Annotated in this window: 17 protein-coding genes; 8 read left to right on the plus strand and 9 right to left on the minus strand. The window is 47.3% G+C overall.

The window, feature by feature from the left end; genetic code table 11:
* Positions 1-32: 32 nt before the first annotated feature.
* Positions 33-716 (plus strand): 16S rRNA pseudouridine(516) synthase, encoded by a 684-nt coding sequence (locus ACTHSA_RS03685; protein WP_440378803.1) that lies wholly within the window; start codon positions 33-35, stop codon positions 714-716.
* 783 nt (positions 717-1,499) lie between these two features.
* The gene (locus tag ACTHSA_RS03690) at positions 1,500-2,864 is read left to right on the plus strand and encodes a sodium-dependent transporter (protein WP_070712712.1); all 1,365 of its coding nucleotides are present in this window, start codon (positions 1,500-1,502) and stop codon (positions 2,862-2,864) included.
* Between the two features lie 60 nt (positions 2,865-2,924).
* On the opposite strand, the gene dld is transcribed toward ACTHSA_RS03690, so the two are convergent.
* The 4 genes from dld to ACTHSA_RS03710 form a co-directional block, all read right to left on the minus strand.
* Entirely contained in the window at positions 2,925-4,616 is a 1,692-nt protein-coding gene (dld, locus tag ACTHSA_RS03695) for a D-lactate dehydrogenase (RefSeq protein WP_070712711.1), read from the minus strand.
* A gap of 165 nt (positions 4,617-4,781) precedes the next feature.
* Entirely contained in the window at positions 4,782-6,905 is a 2,124-nt protein-coding gene (pnp, locus tag ACTHSA_RS03700) for a polyribonucleotide nucleotidyltransferase (RefSeq protein WP_107697060.1), read from the minus strand.
* A gap of 233 nt (positions 6,906-7,138) precedes the next feature.
* Complete coding sequence (locus ACTHSA_RS03705) at positions 7,139-8,002, minus strand: phosphoribosylaminoimidazolesuccinocarboxamide synthase (RefSeq protein WP_070587720.1); 864 nt, start codon at positions 8,000-8,002, stop codon at positions 7,139-7,141.
* 163 nt (positions 8,003-8,165) lie between these two features.
* A complete protein-coding gene (locus tag ACTHSA_RS03710; protein ID WP_440378804.1) occupies positions 8,166-9,632 on the minus strand; it encodes a calcium-binding protein in 1,467 nt (488 codons plus the stop codon).
* 441 nt (positions 9,633-10,073) lie between these two features.
* Between ACTHSA_RS03710 and rfbD the strand changes: the two genes are divergently transcribed.
* The 6 genes from rfbD to ACTHSA_RS03740 all read left to right on the plus strand — a co-directional run bounded on the left by rfbD (position 10,074) and on the right by ACTHSA_RS03740 (position 16,407).
* Positions 10,074-10,937 carry a dTDP-4-dehydrorhamnose reductase gene (gene rfbD, locus ACTHSA_RS03715; protein WP_440368021.1) on the plus strand — a complete coding sequence of 288 codons (864 nt, stop codon included), beginning with the start codon at positions 10,074-10,076 and terminating at the stop codon, positions 10,935-10,937.
* A gap of 150 nt (positions 10,938-11,087) precedes the next feature.
* Positions 11,088-13,937: an excinuclease ABC subunit UvrA gene (gene uvrA / locus ACTHSA_RS03720; RefSeq protein ID WP_440367761.1), complete on the plus strand. Its 2,850-nt coding sequence runs from the start codon at positions 11,088-11,090 to the stop codon at positions 13,935-13,937.
* Positions 13,938-13,955: 18 nt separating this feature from the next.
* Positions 13,956-14,579, plus strand: coding sequence for a nucleotidyltransferase domain-containing protein (locus ACTHSA_RS03725; RefSeq protein WP_440378805.1), 624 nt, complete (start codon positions 13,956-13,958; stop codon positions 14,577-14,579).
* Positions 14,555-14,917, plus strand: coding sequence for a hypothetical protein (locus ACTHSA_RS03730; RefSeq protein ID WP_440378806.1), 363 nt, complete (start codon positions 14,555-14,557; stop codon positions 14,915-14,917). Before ACTHSA_RS03725 ends, ACTHSA_RS03730 begins: the two co-directional genes overlap by 25 nt.
* 19 nt (positions 14,918-14,936) lie before the next feature.
* Positions 14,937-15,401: a hypothetical protein gene (locus tag ACTHSA_RS03735; RefSeq protein ID WP_440367757.1), complete on the plus strand. Its 465-nt coding sequence runs from the start codon at positions 14,937-14,939 to the stop codon at positions 15,399-15,401.
* A 475-nt stretch (positions 15,402-15,876) separates the two neighbouring features.
* Positions 15,877-16,407 (plus strand): REP-associated tyrosine transposase, encoded by a 531-nt coding sequence (locus ACTHSA_RS03740; RefSeq protein ID WP_440367755.1) that lies wholly within the window; start codon positions 15,877-15,879, stop codon positions 16,405-16,407.
* A gap of 382 nt (positions 16,408-16,789) precedes the next feature.
* Here ACTHSA_RS03740 and ACTHSA_RS03745 read toward each other — a convergent pair whose 3' ends face one another.
* From ACTHSA_RS03745 to ACTHSA_RS03765, 5 genes are all read right to left on the minus strand, one after another.
* Positions 16,790-17,176, minus strand: coding sequence for a DUF5339 family protein (locus ACTHSA_RS03745; RefSeq protein WP_440367753.1), 387 nt, complete (start codon positions 17,174-17,176; stop codon positions 16,790-16,792).
* Positions 17,177-17,364: 188 nt separating this feature from the next.
* Positions 17,365-19,209, minus strand: a complete 1,845-nt coding sequence (nrdD, locus tag ACTHSA_RS03750; protein WP_440378823.1) for an anaerobic ribonucleoside-triphosphate reductase — start codon at positions 19,207-19,209, stop codon at positions 17,365-17,367.
* Positions 19,210-19,263: 54 nt separating this feature from the next.
* Entirely contained in the window at positions 19,264-19,773 is a 510-nt protein-coding gene (gene nrdG, locus ACTHSA_RS03755; RefSeq protein WP_003746981.1) for an anaerobic ribonucleoside-triphosphate reductase activating protein, read from the minus strand.
* 287 nt (positions 19,774-20,060) lie between these two features.
* A complete protein-coding gene (locus tag ACTHSA_RS03760) occupies positions 20,061-21,203 on the minus strand; it encodes a THUMP domain-containing class I SAM-dependent RNA methyltransferase (RefSeq protein WP_440367808.1) in 1,143 nt (380 codons plus the stop codon).
* A 116-nt stretch (positions 21,204-21,319) separates the two neighbouring features.
* Entirely contained in the window at positions 21,320-22,711 is a 1,392-nt protein-coding gene (locus tag ACTHSA_RS03765) for a nucleobase:cation symporter-2 family protein (protein ID WP_003679024.1), read from the minus strand.
* Positions 22,712-22,926: the final 215 nt, after the last annotated feature.

The raw sequence follows: 22,926 nt of genomic DNA on the forward strand, positions 1-22,926 counted from the left end.
AAGGCCGTCTGAACATTTCCTACTTTTCAACCATGCAACTGCTCAAATACATCCAATCGCAAGGCCTCGGCAGCCGCAAGCAATGCCAATGGCTGATAGACAATGACTGCATTGCCATCAACGGCGAAATCCATAATCGTGCCAAAGACGATATTGATCCGTCTCAAGTGCACACCCTGTCTGTTGACGGCGAAGAAATTGCCGCCGTCCCCATGCCCTATTTTTATATCCTGCTTCATAAGCCTGCAGATTACGAGACTTCGCACAAACCTCAGCAATATCCAAGCATCTTCAGCCTTTTTCCCGACCACATGCGCAATATCGATATGCAGGCAGTCGGCCGCTTGGATGCAGACACAACCGGAATTATTCTGATTACCAACGACGGCCAATTTAACCACCGCGTTACCTCGCCCAAACACAAAGTTCCGAAGCTCTACCGCGTCACTTTGAAACATCCTGCCGACGATACCCTTTGCACTGCGCTGAAAAACGGCGTCCTCCTGCATGACGATAATAAAACTGTCGCCGCAGCCGAAGCAGTATTGACCGACCCAACCACATTGATGATGACCATTACCGAGGGTAAATACCATCAGGTCAAACGCATGGTTGCAGCCGCAGGCAACCGTGTCGAGCAGCTCCACCGTGAGAAATTCGGCAACTGGAATGTCGATGATTTAGCCGCCGGAGAATGGAAATTTATCCAAATCTAAAAAAATTCCAAATTTTTTCGATAAATTTTTAAACAATATGGATTTTTTATTTATTTAAAATCAAACATCTAAACCTTATTATTTTTATTTAACAGAATTTAACACTGTGAAGACTGAACTATTGTATAATTCGCCTGTCTGAGTAACACTTGCTTCGAAAGAAGTGAGTAAGTGAGTAAGACGTTTTCCCCGTAATGTGTTTGGCCATCTATACTTTCCCCTTAGTATAGATGGTTTTTTTTATCTAAAATTTGGCAACCAAACGAATGTACTTTCAGACGGCCTTTCTCATCTAAAGAAGCCATCATTGCTAGACCTCATCTCCCACTCATTAACTTGCCATTACTCCTTTTCTCTTTCTCGTCTCTTCCGCATCAATCTGTGCCATTCCCATTTCAGGCAAATCGTTTTATAGAAAGAAAACCTATCGGCGACTATCCAAGCTAAGGTTACAGGATGTTATTAGACAGCCTTAGATAAATACCATCTTTGTTGCCGACATACTCTTGAAAGCACACTTTGGTGCTATCCAATATCCTCACAACAACCCTTTCCCATATCCCACTTTTCAGACGGCCTTTATCGTTACGGCTCTTTCAATCATTCATATCGCTTCAGCCAAATTCTCTGTTTTCAGGTTTCAATACCAATCAAACCAGATAAATCCACTAAAAATTCTTCATTACATGGTTTTTTTAACCAATTTTCTTTTCAGACTTTAGTCAAGATTCGTTAAATCTTTGCGGTAAAATGTTGTCTTTGTTTTTATGCATCTGAGTATTTATGTCTTCCAATCAACCCCGTCAAACCTGGTCCAACCGTTTGACTTACATCCTTACCGTTGCCGGCGCGACTGTCGGCTTTGGCGCAACATGGCGTTTCCCGTATTTGGTTGGTGAAAACGGCGGCGGCGCGTATGTGTTTTTGTTCTGTATCGCCATGCTGGTCATCGGTATTCCAATGATTTTGGTGGAAAATGTCATCGGTCGCCGCAAAGGCGTGAACGCGCTGGATGCGTTTGGCGGCACAATGAATGGCAAACCCGTTGCCAAAGTTTGGAAATTGGTCGGTTGGATGGGCCTGCTCGGCGCATTCGGCATCATGGCCTATTACATGGTGCTCGGCGGCTGGGTTATCAGCTACATCGTCAATATCATCGGCGGTAATTTGGACATTTCCAGCCCTGTTTCCGGCGAAGTCACCAAAAGCTTCTTTACCGAACACATCGAAAACAGCCCTTGGGAAATTGCTTTCTACACCTTCCTATTTGTGGTTGTGAACCAATGGATCTTGGTCAAAGGCGTGATCGGCGGTATTGAAAAAGCGGCAAAATACCTGATGCCTTTGCTGTTTTTATTCCTGATTGCCATGGTTGTGCGCAACGTTACCCTACCGGGCGCAATGGAAGGCATTACCTTCTATCTGAAACCTGACTTCAGCAAAATTACTGCCGAACTGTTCGTCTTCGTTTTAGGACAAGTGTTCTTCGCCTTGAGCTTGGGTTTCGGCGTGATGATTACATTATCCAGCTATCTGGATAAAAATGAAGATCTGGTTCAGACGGCCGTAATTACCGCGATTACCAACACTTTGATTGCCGTGTTGGCCGGCTTTATGATTTTCCCTTCCCTCTTCAGCTTTGGCGTTGCCCCTAACTCCGGCCCGACGTTGGTGTTCCAAAGCCTGCCGATCGTGTTCTCCAATATGTGGGCAGGCCCCGTGTTTGCAGTAATTTTCTTCTCACTGCTTCTGATTGCCGCGCTGACCACTTCTCTGACCATTTATGAAGTGTTGATTACAACTATTCAGGAGAAAACCAAAATCCGCCGCGCAGCCGCGATTACCATCGTACTGGCAGGGATTTTTATCTTCGGCAATATCCCGTCCATCTTGAGCTACGGCCCATGGAAAGATATTTCCGTGTTTGGTAAAAACATTTTTGACGCCTTTGACTATATCAGCGGCAACATCCTGTTTATGCTGACCGCACTTGGCTCTGCCTTATTTGTTGGCTTCGTGATGAAAGATGAAGCGAAGGACGAATTGCTCTACAAAGGCAACCATACCACCGTCAATATCTGGTTTGCCTATGTGAAATACCTCGTGCCGTTGGTGATTCTGCTGATTTTCATCAGCAACCTGTTCTGATAAACAAACATATAAAAAGGCCGTCTGAAATGTTCAGACGGCCTTTGTTTTGACTATGCTTTATTCAGCCCAGTTTTTCTTCTTACTGGTTTTACCGATACCAGGGTTGAAGCTGTTGGTCGGATCAAGTTTTTTATAGAACTGTTTCAGCGCAGGCTTGGCTTCATACAGATGACCGACGTTGTGCTCGGCAGGATATTGCGCACCACGTTGGTCAAGCAGATGGAGCATTTCATGTTCCAAGGCCATGCAGTCGTTGCCTTTTTTAATGATGTAGTCCTGATGGAACACATGACACATAAAATGTCCGTAATACAATTTATGGATGATTTTATTGTCGATTTCCGGCGGCAGTGTTTCAAACCAATCACGGTCATCACGGCGCAAGGCAATATCGAGCGCAACTAAATCTTCTACCTCATCATCATGCACGGCACGATAGCGGATCGCGGCAGAAGCCACGGCGAAACGATGCAACATGGCCGCCTGCGTTTCTTCGGCATTACATTCAAAGAATGCGCCACCATGAGTTGCAAAATATTCTTTCAAGAACGTGCGCGCTTCTGCTACGCCTTCGCCACCCATTTTCAAGATCAAATGGTGTTCGTATTTGTCGCGATAATTTCGCATAGATTTAGGCAAATGATCCGGCAGAATTTTGCTGACCAGCTGCATGAATTTATCGGAAAAATGCTTAGGCAGGAAGCTGACTTTTTTACCGAATCTATCGACGCGCGCTTTAAAATCAAACAATTTCGGCAATTGATGCGTACCGAATTTCTTAATCACATAGAATGTGTCTTTGCCATATACATCGGCAATATCGAAAGCCTCACGGTGGATATACTCGCCGGAAACAGGCAGGCTTTTAAATTCACCCAAAGCGGCGCGACGGATATCGGTCAATTCATTGATGTCATTGGTGCCGATATAGAACACGGCAGTTTGTTTTTCTTGCGGGAAAGTATCCAGACGCACGGCAAATACCATCAGCTTGCCCGCGCAGCCTGAAGCCTCGTAATGGCGTGCTGGGTCGGCATTAAAGCGTGCGGCCGTCGGCTCATCCACTTTGCGTACATGGTCGCAATAAGCATGGTCATGGCCCTTGCCGGCATCTTGCGTAATGTCTTTTCGCTGATAATGAAAACCTTGCAAGTTGGTCAAAATCTCTTCAGGGGTTTCGCCCAAATCAATGCCCAAATGGTTGACCAGCTCCAGTTTGCCCTCTTCGTTGATTTGTGCAAACAGAGCCATTTCCGTATAAGCCGGGCCACGCTGTACCAATGCACCGCCTGAGTTATTACATACGCCACCCAATACAGATGCGCCGATACAGGACGAACCGATTACAGAGTGCGGCTCACGGCCTAAAGGTTTCAGCAGCAGCTCCAATTGATTCAGGGTAGAACCGGGCAGGCAGACAACTTGTTCGTTATTGTTAATCGGCTGAATGATGTTCAGACGCATGGTATTCACAATCACGATATCGCGGTCGTAATCATTGCCGTCAGGAGTCGAGCCGCCGGTCAGACCGGTATTGGCAGCCTGCGTAATCACGATAACATCAGCCTCAACACACGCCTGCAAAATTTGCCACATTTCCAACACCGTACCCGGACGGACAACTGCCAGCGCCTTACCTTCGCCAAAACGGTAGCCTTGACGGTATTGTTCAGTTTTTGCCGGGTCTGTGATGATGTATTTTTCGCCGACGGTTTGCGTCAGCCGACTGATTAATTGTGTAGCATTCATTGCATACTCCTTGAGAGATTAATATATTTATTAGATTGCAAGCATTGTAGTAATCCGTTCAATCAAAGTAAAGGCAAAACCCGTTTTTTAAACTCATCTTTTAAATAAACAAAAGGCCGTCTGAAATTTTCAGACGGCCTTTTGTTTCAAGCTTGAACAATCAAATTATTCAGCTGCTTTCTCTTCGCGAGCAGGAGCTTCAAGCAAAGCTTTGATAGACAGGCGTACGCGGCCTCGATCGTCTACTTCCAATGCTTTCACGTTCACAACCTGACCTACTTGCAGGTAGTCGCTGACATTGCGTACGCGCTCGTGGGCGATTTGACTGATGTGTACCAAACCGTCTTTGCCCGGCATCACGCTGACAATCGCACCAACGTTGTTGTCGAGGATTTTAACCACAGTACCTTCGTACACTTTGCCCACTTCCACTTCGGCAGTGATTTCTTCGATACGTTTTTTCGCTGCATCGCCTGCTTCTTGAGTAGTCGCAGCGATAGTGATGGTACCGTCTTCAGCGATATTGATTTCAGTACCGGTTTCAGCAGTAATCGAACGAATGGTTTCGCCGCCTTTACCAATTACATCACGAATTTTATCTTGGTTGATTTTCATGGTGAACAAGCGTGGCGCGTGTGCAGACAACTCTTGTGGGCCTGCAACGGCGGCTTTCATCTGATCCAAGATGTGCAAACGCGCTTCTTTGGCTTGAGCCAAAGCGATTTGCATGATTTCTTTGGTAATACCTTGGATTTTGATGTCCATTTGCAGCGCGGTTACACCTTCTGTTGTACCGGCTACTTTAAAGTCCATATCGCCCAAATGGTCTTCATCGCCCAAGATGTCGGTCAGAACGGCAAATTTGTTGTTGTCCAAAATCAGACCCATGGCGATACCGGCAACGTGTGCTTTCAAAGGCACACCGGCAGACAACAGGCTCAAGCAGCCGCCGCAGACGGAAGCCATAGAGGAAGAGCCGTTGGATTCGGTAATTTCAGAAACCACGCGCATGGTGTAGCTGAAATCTTCAGGTTCTGGCAATACGGCCAACAATGCACGTTTAGCCAAACGGCCGTGACCGATTTCACGACGTTTTGGCGCACCTACGCGACCCACTTCGCCGGTAGAGTATGGAGGGAAGTTGTAGTGCAGCATGAAGCGGTCGGTATATTCGCCGGACAGCGCATCAATGATTTGCTCGTCGCGTGAAGTACCCAAAGTTGCAACCGCCAAAGCTTGGGTTTCGCCACGGGTAAACAGTGCAGAACCGTGAGTGCGCGGCAATACGCCGGTTTGAATGTTCAGCGGACGAACAGTGCGGGTGTCGCGACCGTCGATGCGCGGTTGTCCGTCCAAAATTTGGCTGCGGACAACATCGGCTTCCAAATGTTTGAAAATACCTTTGATTTCGTTGGCTGCCAAAGTGTCGGTTTCTTCGGTAATCAACGCTTCTTTCACGGCATTCCAAGCTTCGTCCAATTTGGCAGAACGCGCTTGTTTTTGACGGATTTTGAACGCTTCTTTAATGGTTTCGCCGGCAATTTCGCGTACTTTTGCAACCAATTCTTCATTGGTTTCAGGTGCTTTCCAATCCCAAACTTCCGGGTTAACTTCGTCGGCAAACTCATTGATGGCGTTAATGGCCACTTGCATTTGATCGTGACCGTAAACAACCGCACCCAGCATCACTTCTTCAGACAAGATGTCGGCTTCGGATTCCACCATCAACACGGCTTTAGAAGTACCGGCAACAACCAAGTCCAATTGTGATTTAGCCAATTCGGCTTTAGTCGGGTTCAGAACGTACACGCCGTTTACATAACCCACGCGTGCCGCACCAATCGGACCGGCAAACGGTACACCGCTCAACACCAGCGCGGCAGATGCACCCAGCATTGCAGGAATGTCAGAATCGATTTCAGGGTCAACAGACACCACCATCGCTACGATTTGGATGTCGTGGTAGAAACCTTCAGGGAACAGAGGACGAATCGGACGGTCGATCAGACGGCTGGTCAGGATTTCTTTTTCGCTTTGTTTGCCTTCGCGTTTGAAGAAACCGCCGGGGATTTTACCTGCTGCGTAAGTACGCTCGAGGTAATCGACAGTCAGAGGGAAGAAGTCTTGGCCTTCTTTCACTTCTTTGTTGGTAGTAACGGCAACCAAAACAACAGTGTCGCCCATAGATACTTTAACGGCAGCAGCGGCTTGGCGAGCGATTTCGCCGGTTTCCAAAGTAACGGTTTGATTACCGTATTGGAAGGTCTTAACGTGTTTATTGAACATCATTGTTCCTTTCAAAATACCGCACTGCTAAAACACTAATAATGCACACTAAAATCCGAATGTGCATAGTTAGGGTTTCAGACCGTGCGGCAGGTTATAAACAAGCTTTCAGACGGCCTTTCAGTCGCTGAAAACAACTCTCGATTATAAAGGCAACTATCCTTAAAATCCAGTATTTATACAATAAAAAGGCCGTCTGAAACATATCTCTTTCAGACGGCCTTCAAACTTAAAAATTAATCCTGAGTCAGCAAAGTCAATGCTTCCTGATATTTTTCGACTGTTTTCTGAATTACATCGGCAGGCACTTTAGGCGCAGGCGCTTTTTTGTTCCAACCGCTTTGCTCCAGCCAGTCGCGGACAAATTGTTTGTCAAAAGATGGCGGATTGGTGCCGACTTTGTATTGGTCTGCAGGCCAAAAACGGCTGGAGTCTGGCGTCAATACTTCATCCATCAAAGTCAGCGTACCTTCTTCATCCAAACCAAATTCAAACTTGGTATCGCAAATAATAATACCGCGGAATTTGGCATATTCGGCCGCTTCCGTGTAAAGCTGAATCGCCTTGGCGCGTACTTCCGCCGCCAGCTCTTTGCCGATGATGCGTTCGCATTCTTCAAAGCTGATGTTTTCATCATGATCGCCGACTGCGGCTTTGGTCGACGGCGTAAAAATCACTTCAGGCAACTGCTGCGCTTCCTGCATACCTTCAGGCAGTTGAATGCCGCAGACAGAACCGGTTTTTTGATAATCTTTCCAACCGCTGCCTGCCAGATAACCGCGCACAATGGCCTCCACTTTCACCGGAGTGAGTTTTTTAGCCACAACGGCGCGTTTTTCTAGAACTTTGGCTTCGTTTTCAGGCAAAACATCGTAAACCGTCTGGCCGGTAAAATGGTTAGGCATGATATGAGCCAGTTTTTTAAACCAAAAATTGGAAATCTGCGTCAGAATCTCCCCTTTACCCGGAATCGGATCATCCAAAATCACATCGAATGCAGACAGACGGTCGGAAGCAACCATCAACATACATTTATCGTCAATTTCGTACAAATCGCGGACTTTGCCGGAGTAGATTTTTTTCAAGCTGATTTCAGACATTTCGGGTATCTCTTTGGTAAACAGAAGAATTTGATATTTTAGCCCAATTTGGCATCTTTCGTCAGATTGTTTACAAAATAAAGGCCATCTGAAACCTTATAGCTCGGTTTCAGACGGCCTTAGACTTTGATTTTAGGGACAAACCCTAAAAACCATCATCCTATCAGATGGCAGGAGCCTGAGTCTGATCTTGGATTTGGTTCACAGCAGACAGAGAGTAGTAGTCGCCGTGGCCGGTTACTTGGTAAGTGCTACCGTCAGCAAACTTGAAGTTTTCAACTTTGTGATCGTTACCGGTGAACCAGTCATCGATGGTGATGCTGTCGTTAGTACCAACAGAAACAGTCAGGTTAGCACCAGATTTGCTCAGCAATACGTCAGAAGCTGCAACGCCTTTACCGAACAACAAGGTGTCATTACCGCTTTCCTCACGGATAGTGTCGTGACCGTAACCTTTGTCGAAGAAGTAAGTGTCGTTACCGGTACCACCGATCAGGATGTCGTTGCCGACACCGCCGTCTAGGTAGTCGTTACCGTCTTTACCAACCAGGCAGTCGTCGCCGGCCAAACCGTACAGATGGTTGTTGCCGCCGTTACCTTCGATGTTGTTGTTCAAAGAGTTACCAGTACCGTTCAGGTTTTGCATACCTTGCAAAATCAGGTTTTCAACGTGATCGGTCAGCGTGTAGTCGATAACGGTACGGACAGTATCGATACCGGCGTGTGCATTACCGTACTCGATAACTTGGTCATTGGCATTGTCAACGAAGTAAACGTCGTTACCGTCGCCACCGCGCATGATGTCCGCGCCGGAACCACCGTTCAGGTAGTCGTTACCGGCACCACCTTGCAGGTAGTCTTTACCTTCTTCACCGTACAGAGAGTCACCGTCGGCATCGCCGTAAATGGTGTCGTTACCAGCACCGGCGTAGATTACGTCTGTGCCGTTGCCACCGTAGATGATGTCTTCGCAAGCAGTACCATAAATGGTATCTTTAGCATCAGTACCGCGGATAACGTTGCCGTCTTTGCAGTCTTCAGCTCTGATGACATTACCTGGGTTTTTGTCTTCGTGACCGTATGAGTTGTTTTGGTTATGGTCGTCAACACAGTCTTTGCAGTCTGGCTCTGGCTTAGGCTCAGGTTTTGGTTCTGGCTTAGGCTCAGGTTTTGGTTCTGGCTTAGGCTCAGGTTTTGGCTCTGGCTTAGGTTCTGGTTTAGGCTCAGGTTTTGGTTCTGGCTTAGGCTCAGGTTTTGGTTGTGGTTTTGGTTCTGGCTGTGGCTCAGGCTTAGGCTCAGGTTTTGGTTGAGGCTTAGGCTGAGGTTTAGGTTGTGGTTTTGGACATGGGATCGGTTTGATTGGATCGCAGTTGTAAGGTGGGCAAACCGGAACACATTTGTAGTTAGGAGTTTTTGCCGGTGGGCAGAAAGCCGCAATAGCAGAAACCAGACCGGTTACCGCGTTAACTACTGACACGCCGACGCTGGCAATGCTAGCGATGCTGCCGATAGAAACAGAAGATTTTGCTGCAGGAGCGCAGTAGTAAGAAGAGTAGGAAGCCTTAGGCGCGGGTGCGCAGTAAGAACTAACCAGGGGTCTAGTATAATACCCCCCGTAACAGTATGCCATAATAATTACTCCCAAAAGTTAATAAAATATTGGGTTGACGGAACGAGCAAATCCGCCCTTGCCCAATTATTATTTTAGTAATATTTTGCAAAATATTTACTCAAAAATATCAAACGGTAGAATTTGCCGATAAAAGGACGGAGTTTGGCCTATTTTTAAATTCCATTCTCCTAGCAACAATAAAAACATTAACATTGATTCACACTCTCTCAAACAGCATAGATCCTTTATCTATCTTGTTAAAAGCTGAATTTTAACTATAGTTATAGTAAACAAACATAATACTAATAAGTGGTTATTATTATGAATAGATAATATCGACAATTTGCCCAAATACAGCCGCCTCTGCATTTTGTTCTACGCCAATAATGTGAATTTGTCGTATTTACACTATAATGATACGAACACCTATTTAACAGCTATCAGAGGAGATACTCAACCATGCGTACTTTATTGACCGGAGCCAAAGGCCAGCTTGCCCGTTGTCTGCGCGACCGCCTGCCCGAAGATTGGGAACTGATTGCTACCGACTCTACTTCGCTGGACATTACCGATACCGAAGCCGTGCATCACATGATCAAAAACTTCCAACCAGATGCCATCGTTAATGCCGCAGCTTACACTGCCGTCGATAAAGCAGAAGAAAACGCAGAGGCTACTTTTGCCGTCAACGCAACCGCTGTTCACAACTTAGCCGCAGCCGCCCGCGCCGCACACGCCCGCTTTATCCATATTTCCACTGATTATGTATTCGACGGCGAAGGCAAACGCCCTTACCGCGAAACCGACTACACCAATCCGCGCAGCACTTACGGTCAATCCAAAGTCGCAGGCGAGCTTTTGGCTTTAGCCGCACATCCGGAAAGTACAATCATCCGTACTTCATGGCTGTTTAGCGAATACGGCAGCAATTTCGTCAAAACCATGTTACGCCTTGCCAAAGAACGTGATTCCCTCTCCATTGTCCACGACCAAACCGGCTGCCCGACTTATGCAGGCGACTTGGCTCACGCCATCATCAGTTTATTGCAACAGCCGACTTCCCCACGCGGTATCTTCCATTACTGCGGCAATAAATCGGCAACATGGTACGAATTTACCAAAGCCATCTTTCAGACGGCCCACCAATTAGACGACAGCTTCCGCATTCCGGAACTGAACGCAATCACCACTGATCAATACCCCCTGCCCGCTCCGCGTCCGGCATACAGCATTATGGATTGCTCACGCCTCGAAACCGAGTTTGGTATCAAACCGTCCGACTGGCAAAAAGCCCTGCGCGAAATTCTCCGCAAAATCGACTGATAAGCTGATCCATCTATATCAAGGCCGTCTGAAAACATATTTTCAGACGGCCTCTTTGTGTCTTTTATATCAAATGCTTTATCTATCCAGTCTGTCATTTGAAAAGTGCTACAATAGCCGTTTATTTTATTTTTCAGACGGCCTGACACCATGTGCAACCATCATCCCAAACATTCACACGATAATGACACCATCCGCATCCGCGGCGCGCGTACACATAATTTGAAAAATGTCGATTTAGACATTCCGCGCCACAAGCTCGTGGTGGTAACAGGATTGTCAGGCAGCGGCAAATCGTCGCTGGCATTTGATACTTTGTATGCCGAAGGCCAACGCCGTTATGTTGAAAGCCTTTCTGCCTATGCCCGTCAGTTTTTGCAGATGATGGACAAGCCCGATGTCGATTTGATAGAAGGCCTGTCGCCTGCAATTTCCATCGAGCAAAAATCCACCAGCCACAACCCGCGCTCCACCGTCGGCACGGTTACGGAAATCCACGATTACCTGCGTCTTTTGTACGCACGTGTCGGTACCCCGTATTGCCCCGAACACAAGCTGCCGTTATCCAGCCAAACCGTGTCTCAGATGGTCGATGCCGTATTGAAACTGCCGGAAGACACGCGCGTGATGATTCTGGCGCCGGCGGTGCGCGAGCGTAAGGGTGAGTTTGTCGATTTCTTTGCCGACTTGCAGGCGCAGGGTTTTGCGCGGGTGCGCGTGGACGGTGAAGTCTATCAGCTTGACGAAGTGCCGAAGCTGGAAAAAAACATCAAACACAACATTGACGTAGTCATCGACCGCGTGAAAGTGAAGGCGGACATCCAGCAACGGCTGGCGGAAAGTTTTGAAACCGCGCTGCGCCACGGCAACGAGCGCGCGCTGGCGATGGAAATGGACAGCGGCGAAGAACATTGGTTCTCCGCGCGTTTCGCCTGTCCCGTATGCTCATACAGTCTGCCCGAATTAGAGCCGCGTCTGTTTTCCTTCAACAACCCGATGGGCTCCTGCCCGACTTGCGACGGCTTGGGTAATACTAACTTCTTCGATCCCGAAAAAGTGGTCGCCCATCCTGAATTATCCTTAGCCGCAGGCGCGATTGACGGCTGGGACAAGCGCAACCAATTCTATTTCCAAATGATTCAGTCGCTGGCGCGGCATTACGGTTTCGATGTGCAGGCTGCTTGGGAAACGCTACCTGAAAAAGTGAAAAAAGTCGTGTTGCACGGCTCGGGCAAAGAAGTCATTGATTTCACTTACCTGTCCGAACGCGGCACCACCTTCAACCGCAGCCACGCCTTCGAAGGCATCATCCCTAATCTCGAACGCCGCTACCGCGAAACCGACAGCGAGACCGTGCGCGAAAAACTGCGCGAATACCAAAATCACCGCGCCTGCCCGAGCTGCGGCGGCGCACGTTTGCGCAAAGAAGCCCGCTACGTTTACGTCAGTGGCGAACCGCTGCACGAAGTCTCCGCTTGGCCGCTGACCAAAACCCACCAATTTTTCGAAACGCTGGATTTGGACGGCAACAAAAAACAAATCGCCGAAAAAATCCTCAAAGAAATCACCGAACGGCTCGGTTTCCTGATTAATGTCGGGCTGGATTACCTGAATTTAAGCCGCTCCGCCGAAACCCTTTCCGGCGGTGAAGCCCAGCGCATCCGCCTCGCCAGCCAAATCGGCAGCGGTCTGACCGGCGTGATGTACGTTTTGGACGAACCCTCCATCGGCCTGCACCAGCGCGACAACGACCGCCTGCTCGCCACCCTCAAACGCCTGCGCGATTTGGGCAACAGCGTGATTGTAGTTGAACACGATGAAGACGCCATCCGCGAAGCCGATTTCGTCGTCGATATGGGTCCCGGTGCGGGCGAACACGGCGGCAACGTACTGATTGCCGACACGCCCGAAAACGTCGCCAAATGCGAAAAATCCGTTACCGGACAATACCTCAGCGGCAAAAAAACCATTGCCGTACCGTCTGAACGCACGCCCGTCAATCCCGACCGAATGCTCGTCCTCAAAGGCGCGCGCGGCAACAACCTCAAAAACGTTACTCTTGAGCTTCCGCTCGGTTTGATTACCTGCATCACCGGCGTATCCGGCAGCGGCAAGTCTACCCTGATTAACGACACCCTCGCCAAAATTACCGCCCGCGAACTCAACCGCGCCCAAGAAGAACCCGCCCCATACGACGACATCCACGGCCTCGAACACCTCGACAAAGTCATCAACGTCGACCAATCCCCCATCGGCCGCACCCCGCGCTCCAACCCCGCCACCTACACCGGCCTGTTCACCCCCATCCGCGAACTCTTCGCCGGTGTCCCCCTCTCGCGCGAACGCGGCTACAACGTCGGCAGATTCTCCTTCAACGTCAAAGGCGGCCGCTGCGAAGCCTGCCAAGGCGACGGCGTGATTAAAGTCGAAATGCACTTCCTGCCCGATGTGTACGTCCCCTGCGAAGTCTGCCACGGCAAACGCTACAACCGCGAAACGCTCGAAATCCACTACAAAGGCAAAAACATCAGCCAAGTCCTCGACATGACCGTCGAAGAAGCCCGTGAATTTTTCGATGCCGTCCCCACCGTATCGCGCAAACTGCAAACCCTGATGGATGTAGGCCTAGGCTACATCCGCCTCGGCCAGTCCGCCACCACCCTATCCGGCGGCGAAGCCCAGCGCGTCAAACTCGCCTTGGAACTCTCCAAACGCGACACCGGCAGAACGCTCTACATCCTCGACGAACCCACCACCGGCCTGCACTTCGCCGACATCGCCCTGCTGCTGGAAGTGATAGGTCGTCTGAAAGGCAAAGGCAACTCGATTGTGATTATCGAGCATAATCTTGACGTAATTAAAACCGCGGATTGGATTGTGGACTTAGGGCCGGAAGGGGGAGATGGCGGTGGCAGGATTATTGCGGAAGGTAGTCCAGAGCTTGTAGCAAAAATTGAGAAGAGCTATACTGGAAGATACTTAAAAAATTTTTTTAAATAATTTATAAAGGGAAATACTATGCCTTTTTTAAACTCACAAGAAGCAGAACAACTAGAAACAAAACAAAAATTCTCAAAAGAAAAACTTGGAAAAATTAAGGAAGAGATTTCTTCGAGTAGTACATTTTCATCTGAAGCATTTAAAAACTTATGTGTCTATACAACTGGTTCTTTTGCTCGTTCAGAAGCAACAGATAAATCTGATTTAGATATTTTTATAATTGGAGAAAATGATAAACAACACCATTATGGGAAAATTGATGAAATAAAAATATTTTCTGAATTAATAAGAATTAATAAAAAACTAGAATTTCCTGAATTTAGCAATGACGGAGAATTCCTTAAAATTTTTAAATATAATGAAGTTGAAAAAATAATTGGCTCTCCAATTGATGATCATAATAACTGGTTTACAGCTAGAATGCTCCTTATTTTAGAAAGTAAATGTATCTATAACGATGAGAAGTATAATGAATTTATTGAAAAAATAATTAAATTTTATCTAAGAGATAAAGAACATAGTAATTTTAAATTGTATTTTTTATTAAATGATATATTAAGATTTTGGAGGACACTCTGTTTAAATTATGAAGTAAGCCGCACTAATCAATCAAAAAAATGGGGGAAAAAAATATTAGTCTAAAGTTTAGCAGAAGACTAACAGTATTTGCTACTATTATTTATATATTCGTTTTTAAAATTAACTCAGAGGATGACCTTATAGAAATGATTAAAAAGACCCCCTGGGAAAGACTGAGAGAGTCCATAAATAAATTAAATAATAGTAAAATTAATAATGATTTTACTTTATTTGAAAAAGAATATATAGATTTTTTAAATCTCAAAGAACAGTATAATACTGAAATTGATAATAGCAGGCTCGAAGAATTGGGAAATAGCAAGACTTTTAGAAAACTTATTTCCGATATACTTTTACATCAATCGATAGACGAAGATTTACGGTTATTTTTAATTTCATAATTGATTTGGAGTGAGCATTATGAAAAATAAAATTCTTCTTTTGAATATAAGAAATAAAGAAATAGATAATTTATTCAATGAATTACGCTCTAATTATCATAATTCCATACCTAGCTTCCCTCATATTACAATTCGAGGTCCGCGGTATAAATTTAATGACTCTACGATTGAAAAAGTAGAAAAAGTTATCCAAACTATATCAATAGAGGTCGTAGGTTTAGATATTATGGAATATAAAAATTTATATTTTTGTGTATTTAAAGTTAATTCTCCAGCATTAAAAGATATTTGGGATAAACCAGATTTTCCAATAAGAGAATTTGGATTTAACCCACATATAACCCTGTATAAAGGAAATAAAAATATTGCGAAAAAAATTAAAAATAAAATTGAATCAGAAAAAAGATACAAACATTTAATTTTTAACTCAAAAGATATTGAGATTAAAAAAAGTATTATTGGGCAGTATGAGTTAGCGATTTGACTTGTAAATAGCAAGCCGTAGCCTGCATACCCACCGACCGCGTGCGTGGCTACGCCACACACCCTACCTGTGAATTACACGGAACTTCAAAGCCAACGCGTAGGGTGTGTGCAGTACGCACGCACGCGGTTGCTTGATTGACGGTTTGCCGTTTCAACTTTTAACTGCGTTGAAGCTAGCGCTTTCAGACGGCCTCTAATGTCGTCTGAAAACATCAGCAAGCCGTAGCCTGCATATCCAACCGACCGCGTGCGTGGCTACGCCACACACCCTACCTATGAATCACTCAGAACTTAAAAACCAACGTGTAGGGTGTGTGCGGTACGCACGCACGCGGTTGCTTGATTGACGGTTTTGCCGTTTCAACATTTCAGACGGCCTCCAATGTCGTCTGAAAGCGCTAGCTCCAACAAAGTTAAAACCTTAAACAACAAACCGTTCCTTCTCCAACATCCAAACCACAAACAAAAATCCTATGGCGCGTTATCGCAGAAACTTCATTGCCGGCGGCACATTCTTTTTCACTGTCAAACTCGCCGACCCAAAATCGCGCCTGCTTGTCGAACATATCGACTTATTGCGTGCGGCTTATATTGATGTGCAAAAACAATATCCCTTTGAAACCGTCGCCGTATGCGTGCTGCCGAACCACATTCACGCCATTTGGACGTTGCCGCCCGACGATGCGGATTATTCCCTGCGCTGGCGGCTGATTAAAACCAAATTCTCTGCACATTTCCCTCATGCCGAAAACCTGTCTGCCAGCAAACAGCGGCGGCACGAACGCGGTATTTGGCAACGGCGTTTTTACGAACACACCGTGCGCGACGAAACAGATTTGCAACGTTGCACGGACTACATCCATTTCAATCCCATCAAACATGGATTGTGCGGCAATGTCCGCGATTGGCCGTTTTCGTCGTTTCACCGTTATGTACGGGATGGATGGCTGCCGTTAGATTGGGGCGGCACAAAAGAAACGGCGGTAATGAGTTTTGGGGAATGAATACCATAATAAAAAACTTACCGACCACGTGCGTATCACACACATCCTACCTGTGAATCATGCGAAACTTTAAACAATACATAGGATAAGCCGTAGCCTGTATATCCATTCGACCGCGTGCGTGGCTACGCCACACACCCTACCTATGAATTACGCGGAACTTCAAAACCAACGTGTAGGGTGTGTACGGTACGCACGCACGCGGTTGTTTGATTGATGGCTTTCTGTTGTAAATTAAACTTAGTTGAAACTAACGCTTTCAGATGGCATAAGAAATGACTGTCTGAAAATTGAAAAATGCCTTATCCCAGACACTCTGATTCACAAAACAAAAAACGGATTCCAAATCATTGGAATCCGTTTTTCTCTAAAGCTATCCGAATTATTTAGCTTCTTCTTTAGCGTCTTCAGCAGCTTCTTTGGCATCTTCCGCTGCGTCTTTTGCGTCTTCTTTAGCCTCTTCAGCAGCATCTTTGGCTTCTTCGGCTTTTTCTTCAGGAGTTTCTGCAGCAGGAACGCCTTTCAAAGCGTCCAAAGAAGTTTTACAAGTTGCATCGCGTTGGTCTGCAGGCAAGTTTTTCAACGCTTCTTTGGTTTGTTCGAAAGATTTTTGCATCATGTCTTTGGTTGCGGCATCTACGTCTTTAGTTGCTTCGGCAAATGCTTTTTCGTACTCGTCACAAACGGCAGAAGAAGATGAGCCTGAACCGCCGCATGCTGACAGGGACAGGGCTACCAACAAAGCCGCCAATAAAGCTGATGTTTTCATGTGTCTCTCACTTTTTTAAATTTAGGTTAAAGGATATTATATGTTAATTCATTATATGAAGGTGTCAAGAGTTTTTGTTTAATTTAATCAAAACTATATCATTGAAAGAGCCGGCCTATCTCAACATGATCAAGGCCGTCTGAAATTTCAGACGGCCTTAGGCTTGCAAGCAATCTTTTTTTCAACGATTACGCCGCTTTACGGTGATAATGTCTGAGCGCATGTTCTTTGCGACGACCGCTACTGAATGCAGATACGCGTTTCAGGTAGCCGATGACGCGGGTGCCGTAGTCGATGTCGTGGCTGCCGCAAGCAGAACAGGCGTGCAGGGTGCGTTTGTCGATATGGCCGCATTCGTTGCAGATGGTGATGCGCACGTTCACGCAGAAGTAGTTGCAGCCGGTTTGCGCGGCGATGTCCAAGAGCGAGCGGTAGCCAGATTCGGGCAAGGCTTCGTCGAGGTTCAGGTGCAACGCGGAGCCACCGTCGAGCCAATCCACCAGTTCTTTACCATGCAAAAGGAATTTGTCGAGCGCGTTGATTTCTTCGTCTTCAACGACGTAGAAATAGGAGTTGTAGCAGTCGCGGCTGACTTTGTAGCCATCGGCTTTATCCCATTTGGCGTTTTTTACGCCGAGGTTTTCGGCGGGGACAAACTCGGTGTTGAACTTCACGCCGTAGTGCTTGCTGGCGGCTTGGTTGGCTTCGAATATGGTTTTCAGACGACCTTGGACGAAGTTGATGTAGTCGTCGTTGTGGCCGACTTTGATGCCTTGCGATTCGGCGGCTTCCGCCATGCCGTTGATGCCGATGGTGAGGAACTGTTTGTCCAGCGTGATAAAGCCTGCATCGTAAACGGGCAGCATGCCGGCGGCTTGGTATTCTTCCATCAGTTTGCGGTAGGCGTATTGGTATTTGTGGATTTTGGCCACTTCGGCGGCAAGGTCGCGCCCGTCTTGCTCCAACCGGTTCATATTGATGGTGATGACGTTGATGGAACCGGTCGCCACGCCGCCCGCGCCGAGGGTGTAGCTGAAGGTTCGGTCTTCGATGGCGTTACGCAGGCGGCAGCAGGAAGCCAAGGAGTCGGGGTTGTCGGAAAGATAGACGAAGAAGGAATTGCCTTCCGCCAATTCTTTCGCCATTTCGTCGGCGAACACGGTGTCTTTGCATTTGCCGCCGTCGGTCAGCATCGCAGCGGTCACGACGGGGAAGGTCAAAACGGCTTTGGTGCGCTCTTGATTAAACCATTTAAGGAAGAAGTTTTGCAGCTTCGCCACGCTCGGCCAAACCGGTTTGCTGAAATCGGGGAAGACGAAATCGCCGAACATCGCGTCAAAATAGTATTGATCGTAAACGGAAATATTCCAGAATACGCTTTGATAACCGCGTGCGGCGGCAGGCTGGTTGATGCTGTACACCACCTGCTGCATATGGTTGGCGATTTCTTTGCCGTGGGTTTCCAAATAATCGTCGCCGTAGTCTTTGCGGGCGAAGTAGTCGAAATAAGTCAGAAATTCCACTGTCGCCACCGCGCCGGCAAACTGCGCGCTGATGGCAAACACAAGGTTGATAAACGAGCCGCAAAACGAAGCCAAATGTTGCGGCGCTTTAGATTCGCCGCCGAGTTTGCTTAAGCCGTCGAGCAGGAAGGGATACAGCGTAACCGACACACAATAAGGCTTGAGGCTGGTTTCGTCATGCACATAAATCTCGTGCGCCTCAATCTGGCGGATGTATTCGTCGGCAACGGATTGGTCGAAAATTTCGGCGATTTTGCGCGACACTTGGGCGCGGTTAATCTGCACAAAAAAGTCTTTCATGATTTCCGCTTCCATCGTGGCGATGTTTTTTTGCGTTACGTTGGCGTTGGCGTCCATTTTCGAGCCGTCCGCCGCGTTTTGCGCGCTGATGTAGTCACGCATGAATTGTAGTTTTCCGTTTAACTGTTCGGGATGCAGCCGAATCATGTTAATTCTCCTGTATGGTTTGGTTGATTTATTAAACAATGACGGTTGGGCCGTCTGAAACATCGCTGTCAGCGAATACAATAAATTCAATTTAAATCAGTGCAATACAGCACCGGGCTAAATTGAAGCCACTGGAAAAACTTTAGGCGCAGGTTTGTCTTTGATAAACAAGCGGTTCAACACTTCGCCCGTGTGCAAATTGATAAACTTCTGATTGGTGGCCGGACTTTCCAAACCGCCCAACTCCATCTGCCAGCGGCCGGTTTTCAGATACGTCAGATAAGGTAGGATGCCGTCTGAAACCGCCTCCAGCTCTTCACGCTCCAGGCCGGTGTACAAACAGGCTTTCAAACCCGCCTGCGTCACGATAGCCAGCATTTTCTGCAAGGCTTCCGGCTGCCATTCCCCGCCCATAAACAACACGCACGTAATCAATCCGCGATAGCGTTTCAGACGGCCTTTTAAATAATCCTCGGTCAATTCTGTGCCAATACCCTCTTTCCATGTATCGGCACTATGGCAACCTTTGCAACGCAGCGGACAACCGGAAAACAGAAACGCCAGCGACACTTCGCCCGGCACTTCCTGCCATACAATTTGCTCGATTGTGAATTTCAAACCGCTCATTGCAATGCCATAAAACACAAGATATGGTATACATTAAAACACAATACTACTAGATATGGTATTTTATTTAACAATCCGTCTTTACTTTGTAATAGGTTTTTATAATTTAATAGATTGTAAATTTCAATAATTATATCTACACGGCTCCCTCGATAAAGGCCGTCTGAAAACAATTTCAGTGCATTAATATAAAAAAAGAAAAGCAAACTCCGTTATAACAAAGACGGTTTTAACAAATCAAAAAAGGCCGTCTGAAATCATCTTTCAGACGGCCTTAATTTCAGGTTTTACCCCCGATTCGAACCTTTCACCATATCCATCAAAAACAATCGGCAATCCAAATTACCGTTAAACAAAGGGATTTTCCGCTTCGGAGAAAGGCGCATAAATTTCGGCATATCGCGATCGCCGGTAAACATTCCTACCAGCCAGCCGGCGTAATATTGTTTCAACCATGTACCGAGTTGCGGATATAAAGCCTGCAAAGCCTGAACCTCTGCAAGGCGCACGCCATAAGGCGGATTGGAAATCATAATGCCGTGTTCGCCGTTTGGCCGCGCGGCCTGCGCATCTTGCACGTCAAAACGGATGAAATTATCCACTTCGGCGGCTTGGGCATTGGCCAATGCGGCGCGGATCATATAACGGTCGTTGTCGCTGCCAGAAATGGGCGCGGCGACCGGTTTGATTTGTTTTTCAGCCTCACGGCGCAACGCTTGCCATTTTTCTTTGTCGAAGTTTTGCAGTTTTTCAAAACCGAAACGGCGCATCAAGCCCGGCGCACGGTGTGTCGCAATCCATGCAGCCTCAATGGCAATCGTGCCGCTGCCGCAAAACGGGTCTTGGAAAGGCTGCGTACCGTCGTAGCCTGCCAAAAGCAGCAAACCTGCCGCCAAGTTCTCTCTCAATGGCGCTTCGCCGGTATCCTGACGATAGCCGCGTTTGAAGAGTGCTTCGCCGGAAGTATCGATAAAGATTTCCACATTGCGTTCATCGATAAAGGCATGAATGCGGATATCGGGGTTGATTTTGCCCACGCTCGGACGCGCATCATAAATATCGCGGAAGGCATCGCAGACGGCATCTTTGATTTTCAAACCGACAAAATCCAAGCTTTTCACATTGGCGCGCTTGCCTTCGACTTTGACTTTAAAGGTCTGCTCCAGCTTAAACCAACCTGTCCAATGCAGATTTCGTGCCAGTTTGTAGATATCGTGTTCGTTGCGATAACCGCCTTTAGTCAAGCGCAGCAAAACACGGCTGGCAACGCGCGAATGCAGGTTGATGCGGTACACCTGCTCCATCGTGCCTTTACATGCCACACCGCCGTCAACAGCGCGGATATCCTGACATGCCATGCTGTCGAGTTCCTGCGTCAAAGGCGCTTCCAAACCGCGAGGACAAGTGATAAAAAGTGAATAAACCGTCATATAAAACCTTTCCGGGTAGGGCTATCCGAACCACTCGGATAACAAATAAAAACAATATTATAGCCGAAAACCAAAAGGCCGTCTGAAACTTCAGACGGCCTTTGAATAAGGCTTGCTTAGTGATCCAAACTATCGGTTTCCACCTTAACCGCTTTATCGGTTTTATCTTCCGGCAAAACCAAGTTCAACAATACCGCCATAATACCGCCTGCGGAAATTGAGTTTTGGAACAATACCGGCAGGTTTTTGAACACTTCCGGTTCAAACGCCACGCCCAAACCCAAACCGACAGAAGTCGCCGCGATAACCGCTTCACGGCGGCGAATACCGTGGCTGACCAAAATTCGCACGCCGGCAATCGCAATCAGGCCAAACATCAATACCATCGCGCCACCCAAAACCGGACTCGGAATTGTGGTAAACGCGCGGCCGATAACAGGGAACAAGCCCAACAACACCAAAATCGCCGCAATATATTTGCCCACATGACGCGAAGCCACACCAGTCATTTGAATCACGCCGTTGTTTTGCGCAAAAGTGGTCAAAGGCAAAGAGCCTAACGCCGTCGCAATCACAGACACCAAACCATCTGCCAACACACCGCCACGCAAGCGTTTGGTATATTCCTCACCCTCAATCGGCTGCTCGGAGACCATCGCAGTCGCCGTCAAGTCGCCCACTGCTTCAAATACGCTCAACAGGAAAATCGCACCGGCGACAATAAACGCGTGCCAATCAAATGCGAAACCATATTTAAACGGAACCGGCAGGGTAATCAGCGGCAGGTTTTGCAGGGCGGAAAAATCCACTTTGCCCAAAAACAGCGCAACAATATAACCGACAATCAAACCCACCGCGATGCCGCTCATGCGCAGCAATGGATTTTTCAAGCAGTTGAAAACCAATACAATCAGCAACACCAGCGATGCCAGACCTAAGTTTTCCATCGAGCCGAACGTACCGTCTGCTTTCGCACCGAAGCCGCCGCCAAAGTCAGTGATGCCGACATGCACCAAGCTCAAGCCGATCAACATCACGACCACGCCGCTTACAGTCGGCGTAATCACTTTTTTCAGATAAGGCAAAAGCCAGGCGGAGAAGCACACCAAAAACGCGCCGACAAAGGATACGCCCAAAAGCGTTGAAATCATCGCATCTTCAGTCAAACCGCCCTCTTTCATGCCGGTACCGAGCGCAATCATCACGGTTACAAAAGAGAAATTGACCGACTGAATCGACAACATGCCCGAACCGACCGGCCCGAAACGGTTGACCTGCAAATAAGTACCGACACCGGAAGCCACCATCGCCATCGACACCAAATAAGCCGTCATTTCAACCGGCAGCTCCAACGCCCCGCCGACAATCAGCGCCGGCGTAATCATCGGGACAAAAATAGCCAAAAGGTGCGTAACCGCACTCAACAACGCATTCCCAAACGGCGGCTTGTCTTCCAAACCGTAAACCAAATCAAGCGATTCCGCCTGTTTTTCAGTCATTCCGGCCATGTTGAACCTTCTCTCAAGAATCGTTAAAAAATATTAAGATGCGTATTTTAACCAATTTGAAATGTATCAGCAAATTCAAAACCATCAGGCCGTCTGAAAGTTCCGCCCAGCCGTTTTCAGACGGCCTCAAACCGCCTTAACACATTTTAATTCTTGACATCATTTTTCTACCTAAAAACAAACAAACCAATGATTTAAAAATGTATTATTCATTA

Origin of the sequence: Neisseria sp. P0008.S002 (genome assembly GCF_051962805.1) — a bacterium.
GTDB lineage: Bacteria > Pseudomonadota > Gammaproteobacteria > Burkholderiales > Neisseriaceae > Neisseria > Neisseria perflava.

Bases quoted from the DNA above. Each gene is read 5' to 3' on its own strand.
- ACTHSA_RS03685 (WP_440378803.1), top strand. From the start codon at position 33: ATGCAACTGCTCAAATACATCCAATCGCAAGGCCTCGGCAGCCGCAAG.
- ACTHSA_RS03690 (WP_070712712.1), top strand. From the start codon at position 1,500: ATGTCTTCCAATCAACCCCGTCAAACCTGGTCCAACCGTTTGACTTAC.
- dld (WP_070712711.1), bottom strand. From the start codon at position 4,616: ATGAATGCTACACAATTAATCAGTCGGCTGACGCAAACCGTCGGCGAA.
- pnp (WP_107697060.1), bottom strand. From the start codon at position 6,905: ATGATGTTCAATAAACACGTTAAGACCTTCCAATACGGTAATCAAACC.
- ACTHSA_RS03705 (WP_070587720.1), bottom strand. From the start codon at position 8,002: ATGTCTGAAATCAGCTTGAAAAAAATCTACTCCGGCAAAGTCCGCGAT.
- ACTHSA_RS03710 (WP_440378804.1), bottom strand. From the start codon at position 9,632: ATGGCATACTGTTACGGGGGGTATTATACTAGACCCCTGGTTAGTTCT.
- rfbD (WP_440368021.1), top strand. From the start codon at position 10,074: ATGCGTACTTTATTGACCGGAGCCAAAGGCCAGCTTGCCCGTTGTCTG.
- uvrA (WP_440367761.1), top strand. From the start codon at position 11,088: ATGTGCAACCATCATCCCAAACATTCACACGATAATGACACCATCCGC.
- ACTHSA_RS03725 (WP_440378805.1), top strand. From the start codon at position 13,956: ATGCCTTTTTTAAACTCACAAGAAGCAGAACAACTAGAAACAAAACAA.
- ACTHSA_RS03730 (WP_440378806.1), top strand. From the start codon at position 14,555: ATGGGGGAAAAAAATATTAGTCTAAAGTTTAGCAGAAGACTAACAGTA.
- ACTHSA_RS03735 (WP_440367757.1), top strand. From the start codon at position 14,937: ATGAAAAATAAAATTCTTCTTTTGAATATAAGAAATAAAGAAATAGAT.
- ACTHSA_RS03740 (WP_440367755.1), top strand. From the start codon at position 15,877: ATGGCGCGTTATCGCAGAAACTTCATTGCCGGCGGCACATTCTTTTTC.
- ACTHSA_RS03745 (WP_440367753.1), bottom strand. From the start codon at position 17,176: ATGAAAACATCAGCTTTATTGGCGGCTTTGTTGGTAGCCCTGTCCCTG.
- nrdD (WP_440378823.1), bottom strand. From the start codon at position 19,209: ATGTTTCAGACGGCCCAACCGTCATTGTTTAATAAATCAACCAAACCA.
- nrdG (WP_003746981.1), bottom strand. From the start codon at position 19,773: ATGAGCGGTTTGAAATTCACAATCGAGCAAATTGTATGGCAGGAAGTG.
- ACTHSA_RS03760 (WP_440367808.1), bottom strand. From the start codon at position 21,203: ATGACGGTTTATTCACTTTTTATCACTTGTCCTCGCGGTTTGGAAGCG.
- ACTHSA_RS03765 (WP_003679024.1), bottom strand. From the start codon at position 22,711: ATGGCCGGAATGACTGAAAAACAGGCGGAATCGCTTGATTTGGTTTAC.